The organism is Streptosporangium sandarakinum, from assembly GCF_013409935.1.
Classification (GTDB): Bacteria; Actinomycetota; Actinomycetes; order Streptosporangiales; family Streptosporangiaceae; genus Streptosporangium; species Streptosporangium nondiastaticum.
Genome location: NZ_JACCCO010000001.1, coordinates 3966539 through 3982938 on the forward strand (window position 1 = coordinate 3966539; position 16400 = coordinate 3982938).

The 16400-nt window shown below is 73.1% G+C and carries 14 protein-coding genes; 10 read left to right on the forward strand and 4 right to left on the reverse strand.

What is annotated here, in order from left to right; translation table 11 throughout:
* Positions 1–4 precede the first annotated feature (4 nt).
* The 6 genes from HDA43_RS17940 (at position 5) to HDA43_RS17965 (ending at position 6976) form a co-directional block, all read left to right on the forward strand.
* Positions 5–1831, forward strand: coding sequence for an ABC transporter permease (locus HDA43_RS17940; RefSeq protein WP_179822261.1), 1827 nt, complete (start codon positions 5–7; stop codon positions 1829–1831).
* The gene (locus tag HDA43_RS17945) at positions 1832–2977 is read left to right on the forward strand and encodes an ABC transporter ATP-binding protein (RefSeq protein ID WP_179822264.1); all 1146 of its coding nucleotides are present in this window, start codon (positions 1832–1834) and stop codon (positions 2975–2977) included.
* On the forward strand, positions 2974–3738 hold the full coding sequence (locus HDA43_RS17950) for an HAD family hydrolase (RefSeq protein ID WP_179822266.1): 765 nt from the start codon (positions 2974–2976) through the stop codon (positions 3736–3738). The genes HDA43_RS17945 and HDA43_RS17950 overlap by 4 nt, the downstream gene beginning before the upstream one ends.
* Complete coding sequence (locus HDA43_RS17955) at positions 3729–4532, forward strand: inositol monophosphatase family protein (RefSeq protein ID WP_179822269.1); 804 nt, start codon at positions 3729–3731, stop codon at positions 4530–4532. The genes HDA43_RS17950 and HDA43_RS17955 overlap by 10 nt, the downstream gene beginning before the upstream one ends.
* Positions 4529–5314 carry a Cof-type HAD-IIB family hydrolase gene (locus HDA43_RS17960; RefSeq protein ID WP_218911763.1) on the forward strand — a complete coding sequence of 262 codons (786 nt, stop codon included), beginning with the start codon at positions 4529–4531 and terminating at the stop codon, positions 5312–5314. The genes HDA43_RS17955 and HDA43_RS17960 overlap by 4 nt, the downstream gene beginning before the upstream one ends.
* Positions 5315–5467: 153 nt before the next feature.
* On the forward strand, positions 5468–6976 hold the full coding sequence (locus HDA43_RS17965; protein WP_179823401.1) for a CoA-acylating methylmalonate-semialdehyde dehydrogenase: 1509 nt from the start codon (positions 5468–5470) through the stop codon (positions 6974–6976).
* Between the two features lie 50 nt (positions 6977–7026).
* On the opposite strand, the gene HDA43_RS17970 is transcribed toward HDA43_RS17965, so the two are convergent.
* Both HDA43_RS17970 and HDA43_RS17975 read right to left on the reverse strand, forming a co-directional pair.
* On the reverse strand, positions 7027–7359 hold the full coding sequence (locus tag HDA43_RS17970) for a hypothetical protein (protein ID WP_179822274.1): 333 nt from the start codon (positions 7357–7359) through the stop codon (positions 7027–7029).
* Positions 7360–7488: 129 nt separating this feature from the next.
* Positions 7489–8067: a sugar O-acetyltransferase gene (locus HDA43_RS17975; protein WP_179822277.1), complete on the reverse strand. Its 579-nt coding sequence runs from the start codon at positions 8065–8067 to the stop codon at positions 7489–7491.
* Positions 8068–8170: 103 nt separating this feature from the next.
* Between HDA43_RS17975 and HDA43_RS17980 the strand changes: the two genes are divergently transcribed.
* Positions 8171–10009: an ABC transporter ATP-binding protein gene (locus HDA43_RS17980; protein ID WP_312873355.1), complete on the forward strand. Its 1839-nt coding sequence runs from the start codon at positions 8171–8173 to the stop codon at positions 10007–10009.
* A 70-nt stretch (positions 10010–10079) separates the two neighbouring features.
* A complete protein-coding gene (locus tag HDA43_RS35985; RefSeq protein WP_281395140.1) occupies positions 10080–10205 on the forward strand; it encodes a hypothetical protein in 126 nt (41 codons plus the stop codon).
* A gap of 79 nt (positions 10206–10284) precedes the next feature.
* Here the strand turns inward: HDA43_RS35985 and HDA43_RS17990 are convergent, their stop codons facing one another.
* A complete protein-coding gene (locus HDA43_RS17990) occupies positions 10285–11478 on the reverse strand; it encodes an MFS transporter (protein WP_312873357.1) in 1194 nt (397 codons plus the stop codon).
* A gap of 109 nt (positions 11479–11587) precedes the next feature.
* Positions 11588–12013: a carboxymuconolactone decarboxylase family protein gene (locus tag HDA43_RS17995; RefSeq protein ID WP_179822281.1), complete on the reverse strand. Its 426-nt coding sequence runs from the start codon at positions 12011–12013 to the stop codon at positions 11588–11590.
* Positions 12014–12149: 136 nt separating this feature from the next.
* Here HDA43_RS17995 and pdxR point away from each other — a divergent pair, with 136 nt between their 5' ends.
* Complete coding sequence (gene pdxR, locus HDA43_RS18000; protein ID WP_179822284.1) at positions 12150–13547, forward strand: MocR-like pyridoxine biosynthesis transcription factor PdxR; 1398 nt, start codon at positions 12150–12152, stop codon at positions 13545–13547.
* 156 nt (positions 13548–13703) lie between these two features.
* Positions 13704–16400 (forward strand): helix-turn-helix transcriptional regulator, encoded by a 2697-nt coding sequence (locus tag HDA43_RS36435; RefSeq protein ID WP_179822287.1) that lies wholly within the window; start codon positions 13704–13706, stop codon positions 16398–16400.

Sequence of the window (16400 nt, forward strand, 5' to 3'; positions counted from 1 at the left end):
GTCCATGGCTGTTCTCACCAAGACAGAGCCGCCGCCCGCCCCGCCGAGACGGCGCAGGCTGGTGTACCGGCTCCGCGTACTGCGCCACGACCCCACCGCCGCGCTCGGCCTGATCCTCGTCATCCTGCTCGCCTACCTCGTGGTGGCGCCCCTGGTCGCGGTGATCTCCGACGCCTTCCGCCTGCAGTACGGCGACGACGTGCACGCCGGGCAGCGGGCCGGCGAGTGGACCGGCTACTACCTGTGGCGGGTCTTCCGCTCCCAGATCAGCGGCCTGCTGTTCTGGGAGCCGCTGCTCAACACGCTGGTCGTCGCGGTGGGCACCACGCTGTTCGCGCTGGTCCTCGGCGGCGGCATGGCGTGGTTGGTGACGCGGACCAACGTGCCGGGCCGCAAATGGCTCGCCGGCGCGCTGGTGGTCCCCTACATGCTGCCGTCGTGGACCTTCTCCCTGGCCTGGCTGTCACTGTTCAAGAACGAGCGCGCCGGCGGGCAGGTCGGCTTCCTGCAGGCCCAGGGCGTCCACACGCCCGACTGGCTCGCCTACGGCGCGCTGCCGATCATCGTCACGCTGGGGCTGCACTACTACCCGTTCGTGCTCCTCCTGGTCGGCAACGCGCTGCGCCGCATCGACGTGCAACTGGAGGACTCCGCGAGGGTCCTCGGCGCCCCGCGACGCGTCGTCATCCGGCGGATCGTGGTGCCGCTGATGCTCCCGGCACTGTCGTCGGCCGTGCTGCTGGTGATCGGCCGGGTGCTCGGCACCTTCGGCACGCCGTACGTCCTGGGACTGCCCGCCGACTACCGGGTGCTGTCCACCGGGCTCTTCCAGTCGATCCGGGACCGCAGCACCGGTGTGGCCTCCGTGATCGCCACCGTCATCGTGGTCATCGGGGTGCTGATCGTCTTCACCGACATGCGGCTGATGCGGGAGCACCGCCGGTTCGTCACCGTGGGCGGCAAGGGCGCGATGGACCGGCTGAGCGACCTGCGCGGCCGGCGCTGGCCCACCTTCGCGCTGGGTCTGCTGGTCTTCGCGGTGAGCGTGCTGGTGCCGGTGCTCACGCTGCTGCTGTCCACGGTCACCCGCACCCCGCTGGACCTGTCGACCTTCACCCTCGACTACTGGTTCGCCGAGCGGCTGCCCGGAGCGGTCGGCTTCCCGCACGGGGTCCTGCGCGGCTCCGAGCTGTGGGAGGCGGCCTGGAACTCGCTGCGCGTCGTCGGCCTGGCCTCGCTGATCTGCGCGGTCGCCGGCCTGCTGGTCGGGTACGTCGTGGTGCGCGGGACGGCCCCGCGGATCGTCGGCTTCCTGCGCCAGGTCTCCTTCCTGCCCTACCTCGTCCCCGGCATCGCGTTCGCCGCCGCCTCGCTGTCGCTGTTCGCCGTCGCCCGGGGCCCGGTCCCCGCGCTGTACGGCACGACGTTCCTGCTGATCCTGGTGATGGCCGTGACGCACCTGCCGTACAGCTCACGCTCGGGCATCGCGGCGATGACGCAGCTCGGCCGGGAGCCCGAGGAGGCCGCGCAGATCGCCGGGGCGTCCTGGTGGCAGCGGATGCGCCGGATCGTCTTCCCGATCCAGAAGGGAGCCCTCGTCACCGGCATCGTGCTGCCGTTCATCTCCGGGCTCAAGGAGCTCAGCATCGTGATCATGCTCACCACCACCGGGACGCAGCTGCTGACGACGCTCTCGATCGGTCTTGTGGACTACGGATACACCCAGCTCGCCAACGCGGTCGTACTCATGATCGCGCTGGTCTCCTTCACCATGACGTACCTGACCCAGCGCCTGACCAACAGCAGCCTGGCGTCCGGCCTAGGAGGATAGATGCCGGCCATCACGTTGCGCGGAGTCGCCAAGAGCTACGGCGGCGGCGACTACGCCGTGAAGAACCTCGACCTCACCGTCCCCGACGGCGCGTTCATGTGCCTGCTCGGCCCGTCCGGCTGCGGCAAGACCACCACGCTGCGGATGATCGCGGGACTCGAACAGCCGACGGCGGGCACCATCGCCGTCGGCGACCAGGTCCTCGACTCCGTCGAGGGCGGCCTCTACGTCCCCCCGGAGAAGCGCGGCATGGGACTGGTCTTCCAGAACTACGCGCTCTGGCCGCACCTCTCGATCCGGGGGAACGTCGAGTTCGGCCTGCGCATGCGCAAGGTCCCCGCCGCCGAGCGGCGGTCGCGGGCCGAGGCGGCGCTGCGGATGGTCCACGTCGACGCCGCCATGGACCGCTACCCCTCCCAGCTCTCCGGCGGCCAGCAGCAGCGCGTCGCGCTGGCCAGGATGCTGGCGGTCAACCCCTCGGTGCTGCTGCTCGACGAGCCGCTGTCCAACCTCGACGCCCGGCTCCGCCTGGAGATGCGCGCCGAGCTCAAACGCATCCACGAGGAGTCCGGCGCGACGATCGTCTTCGTCACCCACGACCAACTGGAGGCCCTGACCATGGCCACCGACATCGCCGTCATGAACGACGGCGAGCTGCAGCAGCTCGCCGCCCCGATGGACATGTACGCCAGGCCGGCCAACCGGTTCGTCGCCGAGTTCGTCGGCAGCCCGCCGATGGCGATCGTCGACGTCGGCCCATCGCCCACCGGGCTGGCCGCCTCCCTGCTGCGCTTCACGGAGTCCCGTTCCACGCGGGTCCCGCCCGCCGCCGTCGGCATCCGGCCGGAGGCCCTGCGGCTGGGCGCGCCGCCCGGCTCCGCCTGGCACGAGGAGGCGCTGGTCGAGGCGGTGCTGCCGGCCGGCTCCTCCTGGACGGTACGGCTGCGCGTCCTGGACACCGAGCTGTACGCGCTCTCCTACACCCCGGTCCAGGCCGTCCCCGGCGACGTGCTGACCTGCTGGACCGAGGAGATGCACCTGTTCGACGCGGACGGCGTGCGGATCCCCTCCGAGGGCTCCTCCGCCGACCCCTCCGGCGACTCCTCCGAGGGCTCCTCCGAGGACAGGGTGGAGGCCGGCGCATGATCCGGCCCAAGGCGCTGCTGCTGGACTTCGGCGGGGTGATCGTGGAGACCGCCAGGCGTCCCTCCTGGGCGGCCGAGCTCGCCGCGGAGGTGCACGAGATGCTCGGCCGGGCCGGTTTCACCGGCCTCCGGGCCGACGAGGTCGAAAGCGACATCAGGGCGGGCGCGCGCGCCGACTCCTACTGGAAGGACTCCACCTCCCGGCAGCTCGCCCCCCGGGAGATGACGCACCGCGGGTTCTGGGCCGACTACGTCGCGGCCGACTGGCCGGAGCAGGCCCGCGCGCTGGTGACGGCCGAGGCGACCCCGCTGTGCCGGCGGATGGGGGAGCTGCGCAGCGACCGGAAGGTCCGCCCCGGCATGGAGGACCTCCTGGCCGCCTGCCGGGAGCACGACGTCCGGCCCGCGGTCGTCAGCAACGCGCTGTGCGGGACCGTTCACCGCGACTACCTGGCCGGCAGCGGCCTCGACCGCGAGATGGCCGTGCAGGTCTACAGCGACGAGGTCGGCGTCCGCAAACCCAACCCCGAGATGATCTGGATCGCCTGCCGGGCGCTGGGCGTCGACCCCGGGGACGTCTGGTACGTCGGCGACAACCACGACCGCGACGTCGTCTGCGGCGCCCGCGCCGGGGCGGGGGCCACCGTGCTGATGGTGTCCCGCAGCACGGAGAAGGTCCCGTACCCGGTGCGGCAGCGCCCCCACGCCACCGTCGAGAACCCGTACGGCCTGCTGAGCCTCCTGGAGGAGACATGGATGTGAACACCTCGCGAGAGCTGGCCGCCATCGCGGTCGAGGCGGCCAGGGCGGTCGGCGACCGGCTCAGGGGCGCCTTCCGCTCCCGCCCCGAGGTGCGGACCAAGCGCGACTTCCACGACCCGGTGACCGAGCACGACAAGGCGGCCGAGGAGCACGTCCGCGAGGTCCTCGACCGGCGCTGCCCGGACAGCGTCGTGGTGGGCGAGGAGGGCGGGTCCCGGGGGGACGGCGAGATCAGCTGGTACGTCGACCCCATCGACGGCACCGCGAACTTCGCCGCCGGCCTGCCGTTCTTCTGCACCTCCATCGCGGCGGCCGTGGACGGCGAGGTGGTCGCGGGCGTCGTCTACGACCCGGTCCGCGACGACGAGTTCACCGCCTGGCTCGGCGGGGCCTTCTGCAACGGCGAGCCGATCCGCAGCTCCGGGGCGCGCACGGACCGGGAGGCGATGCTGCTGTCGAGCTACCCCAGCCCGCGCGACCTGGGATGGGAGGGGGATGCGGCGCTGCACCGCTTCGCCCGGATGGTCGGAGCCTTCGCCTCCACCCGCCGACCGGGCAGCGCGGCGCTGAAGCTGGCGCACGTCGCCGCCGGATGGGCCGACGTCGCCTACGGCACGCACGTCAACGCCTGGGACGTGACGGCCGGGTCGCTGCTGGTCAGGCAGGCCGGGGGCGTCTACATCCCGCTGTCCGGCAGCGTCTTCGTCCCCGGCGGCTACCTCGCCTGCGTCGGCGGGTTCGACCTCGCGGGCTCGGTGATGGCCGAGGTCGTCCCGGCGGGGTGGGACGCGTGATCCGCTGGATCGTCACCGACCTGGACGGCACCCTCGTCGGGCGGGACCTGGCCATGGTGCCCGCCAGCAGGGACGCCCTGCGCCGCTTCCGCGAGGCGGGCGGAGAGGTGATCATCGCGACCGGGCGGATGGAACCGTCGGCGCGCCGCTACTACGACGAACTCGGTCTGGAGGGGGCCGCGATCCTCTACAACGGCGCGCGGACCGTGAACCTCGCCATGGGATCCGTGCTGCGCTCCCGCCACCTGCCGGAGGCGGCCTGGAAGACGCTGCTCGGACTGTTCGAGGAGCTTCCGGAGGGCGTCCACCCGGTGGTGTTCTCCGGCGGTGAGGCGCTGGCCGTGCACGACGCGCCAGAGCTGCGCGACTACGCCCGGCGGGACGGGATCACGCTGCGCGACCCGGGCGACTGGACGGCGGTGCCGCCCGGTGGGGTCACCAAGTGCATGCTGATCGGCGACCCGCTGCCCGGCTGGGAGATCGAGGGAACCGTCATGGTGCAGTCCGAGGCGACCTACCTGGAGGTGCTGCCGCCGGACGCGACCAAGGGAACCGCCCTCCGGGAGCTGGCCGCGCTCCGGGGCGTGCCGATGGAGCACATCGCGGCCGTCGGGGACAACCCCAACGACATCGACATGATCGCGGCGGCCGGACTCGGGGTCGCGGTCGGCGACGGGCACCCCGACGTCCGGGCGGCGGCCGACGCCGTGGTCGGGGCGTGCGCGGACGGAGCCGTCGCCGAGGTGGTGGAGATGGCGCTCAGGGCCAACGCGCGGCCCTGAGGCCGGGCCCGGCACCGGCCACCGGCCGGCCCCGGCACCGGGGCGGCGGGCACCGGCCGTCGCCCCGGCCCCGGCATCCGAATTCGTCAACGTGGAGACCGGCGCGCCGCGGGCGCGCGGAGGACAGCGTGCCGTGGGCGCGCGGGAAGCGGGATCGTGAAGAACATCACCCACTGGATCGGCGGAGCCGCGGTCGAGGGCGGCGGCCGTACCGCCGACGTCTTCGACCCGGCGACCGGGACGGTCGCCGGACGGGTCCACCTGGCCGCGGCCGAGCAGGTCGATGAGGCGGTGGCCGCCGCGGCGGCGGCCTGGCCCGCCTGGCGCGACACCTCGCTGGTCAGGCGCGCCCGGGTGCTGTTCCGCTTCCGCGAGCTGGTGGACGCCCACGCCGGCGAGCTGGCGGCGCTGATCAGCGCCGAGCACGGCAAGGTCCACTCCGACGCGCTGGGCGAGGTGGCCCGCGGCCTGGAGGTCGTGGAGTTCGCCTGCGGCATCCCGCACCTGCTCAAGGGCGGCTTCTCCGAGGGCGTCTCCACCCGGGTCGACTCCTACTCGATCCGCCAGCCGCTGGGCGTGGTCGCCGGGATCACCCCGTTCAACTTCCCGGCCATGGTGCCGATGTGGATGTTCCCCATCGCGATCGCCTGCGGCAACGCCTTCGTCCTCAAGCCGTCGGAGCGCGACCCGTCGGCGTCGCTGCTGATGGCCCGGCTGTGGAAGGAGGCGGGCCTGCCCGACGGCGTCTTCAACGTCGTGCAGGGCGACAAGGCGGCGGTGGACCGGCTGCTGGAGCACCCGGACGTGCGCGCGGTCTCCTTCGTCGGCTCCACCCCGATCGCCCGGTACGTCTACGAGGCCGGCACCGCGCACGGCAAGCGGGTCCAGGCGCTCGGCGGCGCCAAGAACCACATGCTGGTGCTGCCCGACGCCGACCTCGACCTGGTGGCGGACGCGGCGGTGTCGGCGGGCTTCGGCTCGGCCGGTGAGCGGTGCATGGCGATCTCCGTCGTGCTGGCCGTCGACCCGGTCGGTGACGAACTGGTCGACAAGATCGTCTCCCGGGTGGCGGAGCTGACCGTCGGCCCCGGCGACGACCCCGCCTCGCAGATGGGCCCGCTGGTCACCCAGGTGCACCGCGACAAGGTCGCCTCCTATCTCGACCTGGGCGTGGCCGAGGGCGCCAAGCTCGTCATCGACGGCCGCCGCACCCCGATCCTGGGCGGCGGCGCCGCCGCCGACACCCCCGGCTTCTGGCTCGGGCCCACGCTGCTGGACCACGTGCCGGCCGGCTCGCGGGTGCACACCGAGGAGATCTTCGGGCCGGTCCTGGCGATCGTGCGGGTCTCCTCCTATGAGGAGGGGCTGAAGCTGATCAACGACGGCGAGTACGGCAACGGCACCGCGATCTTCACCAACGACGGCGGCGCGGCCCGCCGTTTCCAGAACGAGGTCGAGGTCGGCATGATCGGCATCAACGTGCCGATCCCGGTGCCGATGGCCTTCTACAGCTTCGGCGGCTGGAAGGCGTCCCTGTTCGGTGACACCCACGTCCACGGCACCGAGGGCGTGCACTTCTACACCCGGGGCAAGGTCGTCACCTCCCGCTGGCTCGATCCCAGCCACGGCGGCGTCAACCTCGGCTTCCCCACCAACGCCTGAAACCCCGTCCGGGCCGGAGACCCGGCCCGGACGGGATCGCCGAGAACCGGTCAGATGCCCTGGTAGTGCAGGTCGTTCAGGTCGTTGCCGGGGTTGTAGGTGCAGTAGTAGTTACGCCACGAGTATTGGTACTCCAGCGCGAGCTCAGCCGTGCGGCAGCTCTTGCAGTTGCTGTAGCTGCGGACGAACGTGCTGCCGGGGCGGGCGGACGTCGGGTAGCCGCAACTGTTGGACAGGATCGACACGCTCCCCGAGGCGCCGGCCGCCGTCGCCGCGGCCGGGACCGAGGCGGACGCGGGCGCCGCCGTGAGGGCGTGGGCGCCGAGCAGGGTCGAGGCGGCCAGCGCGGAGCCGGCCAGCATCCTGCCGAGTCTCTGTCGCATTCTTCCTCCCGATAGGGATTCCACTGGAAATCGACGGTCCTCATCAGCCCGTGGAGGCAAGGCTGCTCCAGCCGAATCCCGGTCACAACGCCTTTCAGCCCTGGCCGAAAAGGGCTGCCCGGCCGTCGCTCAGAGGTGGCGGACCACCCTGGCCGGGTTGCCCACGGCGACGACGTTCGCGGGGACGTCCCTGGTGACGACGGCGCCGGCGCCGATGACGCTGTTCGCGCCGATCGTCACCCCGGCGAGCACGATGGCGCCGCCGCCGAGCCAGACGTTGTCCCCGATCACGATCGGCCTGGCGGCCTCCAGTTTCGCCCGCCGCGGCTCGGGTTCGACGGGATGGGTGGGGGTGAGCAGTTGGACGTTCGGGCCGATCTGCACGTCGTCGCCGATGGTGATGGGGGCCACGTCCAGGGCGGTCAGCCCGTAGTTGGCGAACGTGCCGGAACCGACCGTGATGTGGGAGCCGTAGTCGACGTACAGCGGCGGCCGGATGTGGGCGTCGGGGGCGATCGAACCGAGCAGCTCCGCGAGGACGGACCGGGCGGCCTCCTGGTCGGTGTGGTAGAGCTCGCCGTACCGGTGGGCGAGGGCGGCGGCGCGTCCGAGGGCGGCCCCCAGCTCGGGGTCGTCGGCGATGTACAGGTCTCCGGCCAGCATGCGCTCACGGTTGGTACGGGGATCCCCGGCGAAGAAGTCGGTCATGGCGACGACCCTAGGCGGGGCGCCGGGAAAACCGCTCGCTCCTCCGCACGACCCTGAGGCAGCATGGCCGAGGCGGGGTAGGCATCCGGGGAGGGTGGCGGCGGTGCTCGGATCACGCGAAGGCTCTGAGGACGGTTCATCCGCGCGCAGGTCGGCGGTCCTGCTGGCGCTGCGCCACTACTGCGGTGAGCTGAGGCGCCAGTGGCCGGTCGCGGCGCCCGCGATGACGCTGCCGGCGATGGGCAACATCTGCCTGTTCTACCTGGCGCCGCTGATGGTGGCCGGGCTCGTGGGGCACCTGGCCGGCGGCGGGGACGGCACCCTCGACGCGCTGCTGCCGTACGTCCTCGGCTTCGGCGCGCTGCTGCTGGCGGGCGAGGTGCTGTGGCGGCTGGGGCTGCACTTCCTGAACCGCACCGACGCCCGGGGCATCGAGCGGCTCGGCGTGGTCGGCATGGACGAGCTGATGTCAAAGGACACCGCGTTCTTCCACGACAACTTCGCCGGTTCGCTGACCAAGCGGGTCATCGGGTTCTCCTCCCGGTTCGAGGACTTCTTCGACACGCTCACCTTCTCGGTCATCGCCAAGGTGGTGCCCCTGGTCTTCGCCTCGGTGGTCCTGTGGCGGTACCACCCGCTGCTGGTTCTCGTCCTCGTGGGCCTCATCGCCGTCACCGGCCTCCTCGTCGCCCCGCTCATCCGCCGCCGCCAGGCGCTGGTCGACGAGCGCGAGGCCGCCAGGGTGCTGGTGTCGGGCCACGTCGCCGACGTGCTGACCAACATGGACACGGTCCGCGCCTTCGCCGCCGAGGAGCGCGAGGCCGCCGAGTACCGGGTCCGGGTCGCCGAGCAGCGCAGGCTGTCCCTGCGTTCCTGGGACTACGGCAACCTCCGGGTGGACACCGTCGTCGCCCCGCTGTCGGTGCTCACCAGCGCCCTGGGGCTGCTCCTCGCCGTGGCGCTCCGGGGCGGTCTCGGCGCGGAGGCCATCGTGGTGACGTTCACCTACTACTCGAACGCGATCAGCATCATGTTCGAGTTCAACCAGATATACCGGCGCATGGAGAGCCTGCTCACCGAGGCGGCCCAGTTCACCGAGCTGCTCCTCGTGCCGCCCACCGTGGTCGATCCGGCCGACCCGCAGCCGCTGCGCCCGGCCGACGCGGGCGTCCGCTTCGAGCGGGTGACGTTCGGGTACGGCGACGGCCCGCCCCTGTTCAAGGACCTGGACCTGGACATCCCCAGCGGCGCCAGGATCGGGCTGGTCGGCCAGTCCGGCGGCGGCAAGAGCACCCTCACCCGGCTGCTGCTGCGCCTCATGGACGTGGACGGGGGCCGGATCATGATAGGCGGCCAGGACATCGCCCGGATGCGCCAGGCCGACCTGCGCGGCCTCATCGCCTACGTCCCCCAGGAACCCGCCATGTTCCACCGGTCCGTGCGAGACAACATCGCGTTCGCCCGGCCGGGCGCGACCGAGGCCGAGATCCTCCGGGCCGCGGAGGCGGCGCACGTCACGGAGTTCGTCGAGGCCCTGCCGGAGGGGTTCGACACCCTGGTCGGCGAGCGCGGCGTCAAGCTCTCCGGCGGCCAGCGGCAGCGCGTCGCGCTCGCGCGCGCCATCCTGCGCGACGCGCCGATCCTGCTGCTGGACGAGGCGACCAGCGCCCTGGACTCCGAGAGCGAACTCCTCGTCCAGGAGGCGCTGTGGAAGCTGATGCAGGACCGCACCGCGCTCGTCGTCGCGCACCGCCTGAGCACCGTCGTCCGCATGGACCGGCTCGTCGTCCTCAACCAGGGACGCGTCGTGGAGCAGGGCACCCACGGCGAGCTGCTCCAGGCCCAAGGGCCCTACGCCCGGCTCTGGCACCACCAGTCCGGGGGCTTCCTGGCCGGTGACGACACCCCGGACGCGCTCCTGGAGGCGACGGGCGCCGACTGACACGGGCCCGGGCGACGGCCGCTGGATCGGCGGCTCCGTCGGCCAATGGGCCGAGGAACCGACCGGTGCCGTGCTGGAGCACGGTGCGTCGGGCTTCGTGCTCTTCTCCGCCGGCCACGGCGTCTCCGACCTCGCCACACTGGCCCGCTGGGCCCAGGAGATCGTCCCGTCCGTCCGCGAGGCGATCGCGAAATAGCGATGCTCCCCGGCTCCACGCGACCCGCGGGCCGTCCGGGGGATGCTCCCGTCCCCCGGGCGGACCTGGGCGGAGAGCCTCAGGGCGACGTGCGCCTCCCGAGGAGCGGGAGCACGAGAACGGCGAGTGCGCCGCCGATCCACAGCACGCTCACCGTCGAGACGGTGTCGACCGCGAGGCCGCCGACGAGGGCGCCCAGGGCGATGGACAGGTTGAACATCGACACGTACAGGGAGGACGCGGCCTCGGGGGCCGCCGGAGCGGCGTTCAGGATCCAGGTCTGGAAGGCGACCGGGACGGCGCCGTAGCCCAGGCCCCAGACGGTGAGGATTACCGCCGCCGGGAGGACGCCGGGGCCGGTCACGGCGAGAGCGGTCATGGCCACGGCGAGGAACACGGAGATGCCGCGCATGACCTGCCGGAGACGCGTGGTGACCAACGCGCCGACGATGAAGTTGCCGCAGATGCCGGCGACACCGAAGACCAGCAGCAACACACTGATCATGCCGTCGGGCACACCGTCCTCCTGGAGGAGGGGCCGGACGAACGTGTAGGCGGTGAAGTGCCCGGTGATGACCAGGAAGGTCATGGCGATCCCGATGCGCAGCGCGGAGTGCGCCCGGAACACCCGCGGCAGGTCCCCGAACGTCATCACCCGCTCCGGCTCCAGTTTCGGCATCACGATGACCATGCAGGCCAGCGAGATCAGGCCGAGGACGCCCACCGCCGCGAACGCGACGCGCCAGCCGCTGAGGTCCCCGAGCAGGGTGCCCGCGGGCACGCCCAGCACGGAGGCGGTCTCGACGCCGCCGAAGATGACGGCGGTGGCGCTCGCGACATGGTGCTTCGGCACCAGGCGCAGGGCGATGCCGCCGGCCAGCGACCAGAAGCCGCCGACGCCGACGCCGACCAGGAACCGGGCGAGGAGGACGACGGCGAAGCTCGTGGCGAACGCGGAGGCGAGGTTGGCCGCGCCCACCGTCCCGATCAGCAGGGCCAGCACCAGCCGGCGGTCGATCCTGCCGGTGGCCACGGTGACCAGCGGCGCCGCGACGGCGGCGACCAGTCCGGGCGCGGTGACCATGAGGGCGGCGGTGCCCTCGGAGACGTCCAACGCGGTGCCGATCGGGGTGAGCAGCCCCACGGGCAGCAGTTCGGAGGTCATCAGGGCGAAGATCCCCAGCGTCACGGCGAGGACCGCGAGCCAGCCCCGGAGCGGTGATCGGCTCGTGTCCTGCGGCGCGTCCGGTGCCGGGACGTCGACGGATGTCACGGTGTCGGCCTTTCTGAGAGGTCATGCGAAGGGCGGTGGCCGCGAAGGAACGGCCACCGCCCGGAGCCGGGGAGAACGAGGACAGGGGAGAACGAGGACCGGGGTCCCGTTACTCGGTTCCAGGGGTCTTGCGCGTGGTCACGTTCATGCGGTTCCAGGTGTTGACCGTGAAGATCAGCGCGATGAGCTGGGCGAGTTCCCTGTCGTCGAAGTGCCGTGCGGCCTCGTCGTACACCGCGTCCGAGATCCCCTGGGGGAGCAGGGTCATCGCCTCGGTCAGCGCCAGGGCGGCGCGCTCCTTGGCGGTGTAGAGGCTGGACTCATGCCAGGCGCTCAGCTGGTGGACGCGCGCCTCGCTCTCACCCGCCCGGTGGGCGTCACCGGTGTGGTAGTCGATGCAGTACGCGCACCGGTTGATCTGGGAGGCGCGGATCTGCACCAGTTCGAGCAGGGTCGGGTCCAGTCCTTCGCGGGCCGCGGCGTCCAAGGCCAGCACGGCCTTGAAGACCTTGGGGGCGACAGCCGAAAAGTTCATACGCGGGGAAATAGCGACATTCGTCATGCCAACGAACCTAAGGCGGCAGGTGACCCGGAGTATGGTGCATTCTCGTGGACGATTCGTGGGCCAATTCCCGACATGTCGCCTGTCCGGACCGGTGTGAGGGCGGACGATGAGCTCCGGCCCGGAAGGCGGCAGCGACCTGCACCTGGAGCTCACCGGTGAGGGCGGCGCTCGCGTACGGCTGATGCGGGCCCTGCGCGAGGCGATCGGATCGGGACGGCTGGCGCCCGGCACCCGGCTCCCGCCCTACCGCGCCCTCGCCTCCGACCTGGGCATCGCCCGCAACACCGTCGCCGCCGCGTACGCGGAACTCGCCGAGGAAGGCTGGCTCACCGCCCGTCAGGGTTCCGGCACCCACGTCGCGCACCGCGCCGCGCCTCTGGAACCCGGCCACCGGCGCTTCCCCGCGCGCCCGACCCGCCACAGGGTCACGTACGACCTGATGCCCAGTTCCCCTGACGCCTCCGCCTTCCCGCGTACGTCCTGGTCCGCCTCGGCCAGGCGCGCGCTGGCCGCCGCGCCCAGCGAGGCGTTCGGCGTCGGCGATCCCCGCGGCCGGCCGGAGCTGCGCGGAGCGCTGGTGGAGTACCTGGCGCGCACCAGAGGCGTGCGCACCGAAGCGGACCGCATCGTGATCTGCTCGGGCTTCGCGCACGGGCTGCGCCTGGTGTGCCAGGTGCTGCGCGGTCCCATCGCGGTCGAGTCGTACGGACTCGGCTTCCACCGCTCCATCCTCACCGACGCGGGCCTGACGACCATGCCGCTCACCGTGGACGCCCACGGAGCGCGGATCGAGGAGCTCCCGGCCACCGGCGCGCGAGCCGTCCTGCTGACGCCCGCGCACCAGTACCCCACCGGAGGCGCGCTGCACCCGCGGCGCCGAGCCGCGGTCATCGACTGGGCCCGCGCCACGGGCGGCCTGCTGCTCGAGGACGACTACGACGGGGAGTTCCGCTATGACCGCGAACCGGTCGGCGCCGTCCAGGGACTCGATCCCGACAGCGTCATCCACTTCGGGTCGACGAGCAAGAGCCTGTCGCCCGCCCTCCGGCTCGGCTGGATGGTGCTGCCCGGCCGGCTGGTGGACGACATCGTCGCGGCCAAGGGCTCGCGCGAACTGTGGTCGGGGGTGACGGACCAGCTCACGCTCGCCGACTTCATCGCCGGCGGCGCCTACGACCGCCAGCTGCGCCGGATGCGCGGGATCTACCGGCGCCGCCGCGACCTGCTCACGACCGTGCTCGCCGAACGCGCCCCGCACATCACGATCAGCGGTATCGCCGCGGGTCTGCACGCCGTTCTCGAGCTTCCCCCGGGCACCGAGCAGGCCGCCCTCCGCGCCGCACGCCGCCTCGGCCTCGCCCTGGACGGCCTGAGCCCCTATCTGCACCCCGACAGCACGATGCCACCGCGCGACGGCCTGGTCATCGGGTACGGCACACCGCCCGAGCACGCGTTCACGGCCGCGCTGGACGCCCTCTGCCTCGCCCTGCCCGACCCGGGGTAGCAGCGAGACCTCATCCACGCGGGCCGCGGCGCACCTCGCGGGCCCGTCGCACGGTCCCGGGCGGAGCGGACCCGTCACCGGACGGCCGCGGCGACGGTCGTGAGAAGCGGCTCCGCGGGGACGGGACGGTACGGGGGCCTTCTACAGTGGATTTTCGTGCTTTATGGCAGATCTGCGGAAATCAGCGCACTCGACGAGGTGATCGCGCGGGCCCGCGACGGCTCCGGCGGCGCGATGGTGCTGCGGGGCGAGGCGGGCGCGGGCAAGACCGCCCTGCTCGACGCGGCGGCCACGCGCGGCGGCGCGATGCGGGTGCTGCGGACCACCGGTGTCGAGTCCGAGTCCGACCTCGCGTTCGCGGCGCTGCACCAGGCGCTGTGGCCGGTGGCCGGCTCGCTCGACGCGCTGCCCGAGCCGCAGCGCGATGCCGTGCGCGCGGCCCTGGGACTCGCCGCGGGCGGTGCCGGCGATCGGTTCCTGGTGGGGGCCGGTGTGCTCTCGCTGCTGGCCGAGGCGGCCGTGCCGGACGGGCTGGTCTGCGTGGTCGACGACCTCCAGTGGATCGACCGGGCCTCGGCCGACGCGCTGCTGTTCGCCGCCAGGCGGCTGGGGACGGAACGGATCGCGATGCTGTTCGCCGTACGCGGGGAGGCTCCGGTCAAGGGCGTGCCGCTGACGGTGGACGTGCGGGGCCTGGCCGAGTCCGCCGCGGCCGAGCTGCTGGAGTCCCGCCACGGTACGCTGCCCGCCCAGGTGAAACGGGAGCTCGCCGCGCTCACCGGCGCGAACCCGCTCGCCCTGGGGGAGATCGCCGCCCGCCTGACGCCCGCGCAGCTCGCCGGGCGCGAACCGCTGCCCGATCCGCTGCCCGGTGGCGCCCGGCTCTTCGGCGATCGGGTGGCCGGGTTGTCCGACCCCGCCCGGCTGGTCGCCCTGGTCGCCGCCGTCGAGGCCGATCTCGACCTGGTCCTGCGCGCCGCCGGGCGACTGTCCGCCGGACGGCCGGCACCGCCCGGCACGGATACGGTGACCGGGCGGGCGGCGCTGGCCGAGCTGGAGGAGAGCGGACTGGCCGGGGTGTCGGGCACGAGCGTGCGCTTCCGCCATCCGCTCATCCGATCCGCGCTCCACGAGGCGGCCGCCCCCGCCGACGTCCGCCGCGTGCGCGCCGTCCTGGCGGAGCTGACCGAGGGCGACCGCCGCGCCTGGCACCTGGCCGGAGCCGTCCTGGGCCAGGACGAGCAGGTCGCCGCCACGCTGGTGGCCGCCGCGGAGCGGGCACGCGACCGCGGCGGGTACGGCGCCGCCGCCACCGCCCTGGCCAGGGCCGCCGAGCTGACTCCCGAGCCGCGCGCCCGCGCCGTCCGCCTGAAGGACGCCGCCGTCGCGGCCTGGCTCGGCGGCCGTCCGGGACAGGCGCAGTCGCTGCTGGCCGAGGCGCGCGAACGGGCCGGTGAGGACGCCGCCCTCGCCATGGAGATCGCCCAGCTCCGGGGCCGGTTCGAGCTGAACTCGGGCGACGCCGCCGAGGCCGTACGGATCCTGGCGGCGGGCGACGGCCTTGACATGCTGGCCGATGCCATGGAGGCGGCCTCGTACGTCGGCGACACGGCGGCCGTCGCCGAGCTCGGCCGGCGGGCGGTGGCGTACCCCGAGGGGTTCCTGCGGGACACGGTGGCCGGGATCGGCCTGACGATGGACGGTGACGCCGCGGGGCCGGGCCTGCTGCGCCGGGCGCTGGCGCGGGCCGACGAGCAGGAGGACGCGACGGGATACCTGTGGGTGACGGCCGCGGCCAGCGCCCTGGGCGAGCCGGATCTGGCCGCCGAGATGGCCGAGCGGGCCGGGCGGGTGGCCAGGGTGTCCGGGATGACCGGTCAGCTCCCCGTCGTGCTGGAGTTCGTGGCGACCGCCGAGCGCATCGCCGGGCGGCTGGCACGCAGCCAGGCCGTCTCCGAGGAGGGCCTGGCGCTGGCCCGGGAGGCCGGGTACGAGAACACGGTGGCCGCGCACCTGGCCAACCTGGCGGTGCTGGCGGCGCTGCGCGGTGAGGAGGAGTCGTGCGAGCGGCAGGCCCGCGAGGCGCTGGCAATCGCGATCCCGCACCGGGTGGGACTGCGCGCGGGAGTGGCAGCGTACGCGCTGGCGATGCTCGACCTGTGCCTGGGCCGCCACGCGGCGGCGCGCGACCGTTTCACGGCGATCGCCGCGGCGGGACCGGGCGCCGGGCATCCGACCGTGGTGTGGCGGTCCGCGCCGGACCACGTCGAGGCCGCCCTGGGCGCGGGTGACGAGGCGGGCGCGAGGGCGGCGCTGGCCGCGTACGAGCGGTGGTCGGCGCACGCCGCGACGCCCGAGTCGCGCGCGCTGCTGGCCCGCTGCCGGGGCCTGGTCGACGCCTCCGAGGACGCCTTCGACGAGGCGCTGCGGCTGCACACCAACCCGTTCGAGGCGGCCAGGACGGCCCTGCTGCTGGGTGAGCGCCTGCGCCGCGCGCAGCGGCCGGGCGAGGCGCGGGCGCATCTGCGGACGGCGTGGGAGACGTTCGAGCGGGCCGGCGCGCGGCCGTGGGCGCGGCGCGCGCAGGACGAGCTGCGGGCGGCGGGCGAGAGCGGGCAGGCCCCGCCCGCGACCGCGCTCGACGCGCTGACCCCGCAGGAGCTGCGCATCGCGGGCCTGGTCGCCGACGGACTGTCGAGCAAGCAGATCGCCGCCAAGCTCTTCCTGAGCCCGCGCACGGTCGAGTACCACCTGTACAAGATCTATCCGAAGCTGGGCATCGGCTCACGTACGGACCTGGCGCGACTGGTAGTTCTACAGAAGGCGCCCATGACCGGGGACGGCATGCTGTGA

Coding starts and splice junctions, on each gene's coding strand:
- HDA43_RS17940 (WP_179822261.1), top strand. CDS start 5: ATGGCTGTTCTCACCAAGACAGAGCCGCCGCCCGCCCCGCCGAGACGG.
- HDA43_RS17945 (WP_179822264.1), top strand. CDS start 1,832: ATGCCGGCCATCACGTTGCGCGGAGTCGCCAAGAGCTACGGCGGCGGC.
- HDA43_RS17950 (WP_179822266.1), top strand. CDS start 2,974: ATGATCCGGCCCAAGGCGCTGCTGCTGGACTTCGGCGGGGTGATCGTG.
- HDA43_RS17955 (WP_179822269.1), top strand. CDS start 3,729: ATGGATGTGAACACCTCGCGAGAGCTGGCCGCCATCGCGGTCGAGGCG.
- HDA43_RS17970 (WP_179822274.1), bottom strand. CDS start 7,359: ATGCGACAGAGACTCGGCAGGATGCTGGCCGGCTCCGCGCTGGCCGCC.
- HDA43_RS17975 (WP_179822277.1), bottom strand. CDS start 8,067: ATGACCGACTTCTTCGCCGGGGATCCCCGTACCAACCGTGAGCGCATG.
- HDA43_RS17995 (WP_179822281.1), bottom strand. CDS start 12,013: ATGAACTTTTCGGCTGTCGCCCCCAAGGTCTTCAAGGCCGTGCTGGCC.
- pdxR (WP_179822284.1), top strand. CDS start 12,150: ATGAGCTCCGGCCCGGAAGGCGGCAGCGACCTGCACCTGGAGCTCACC.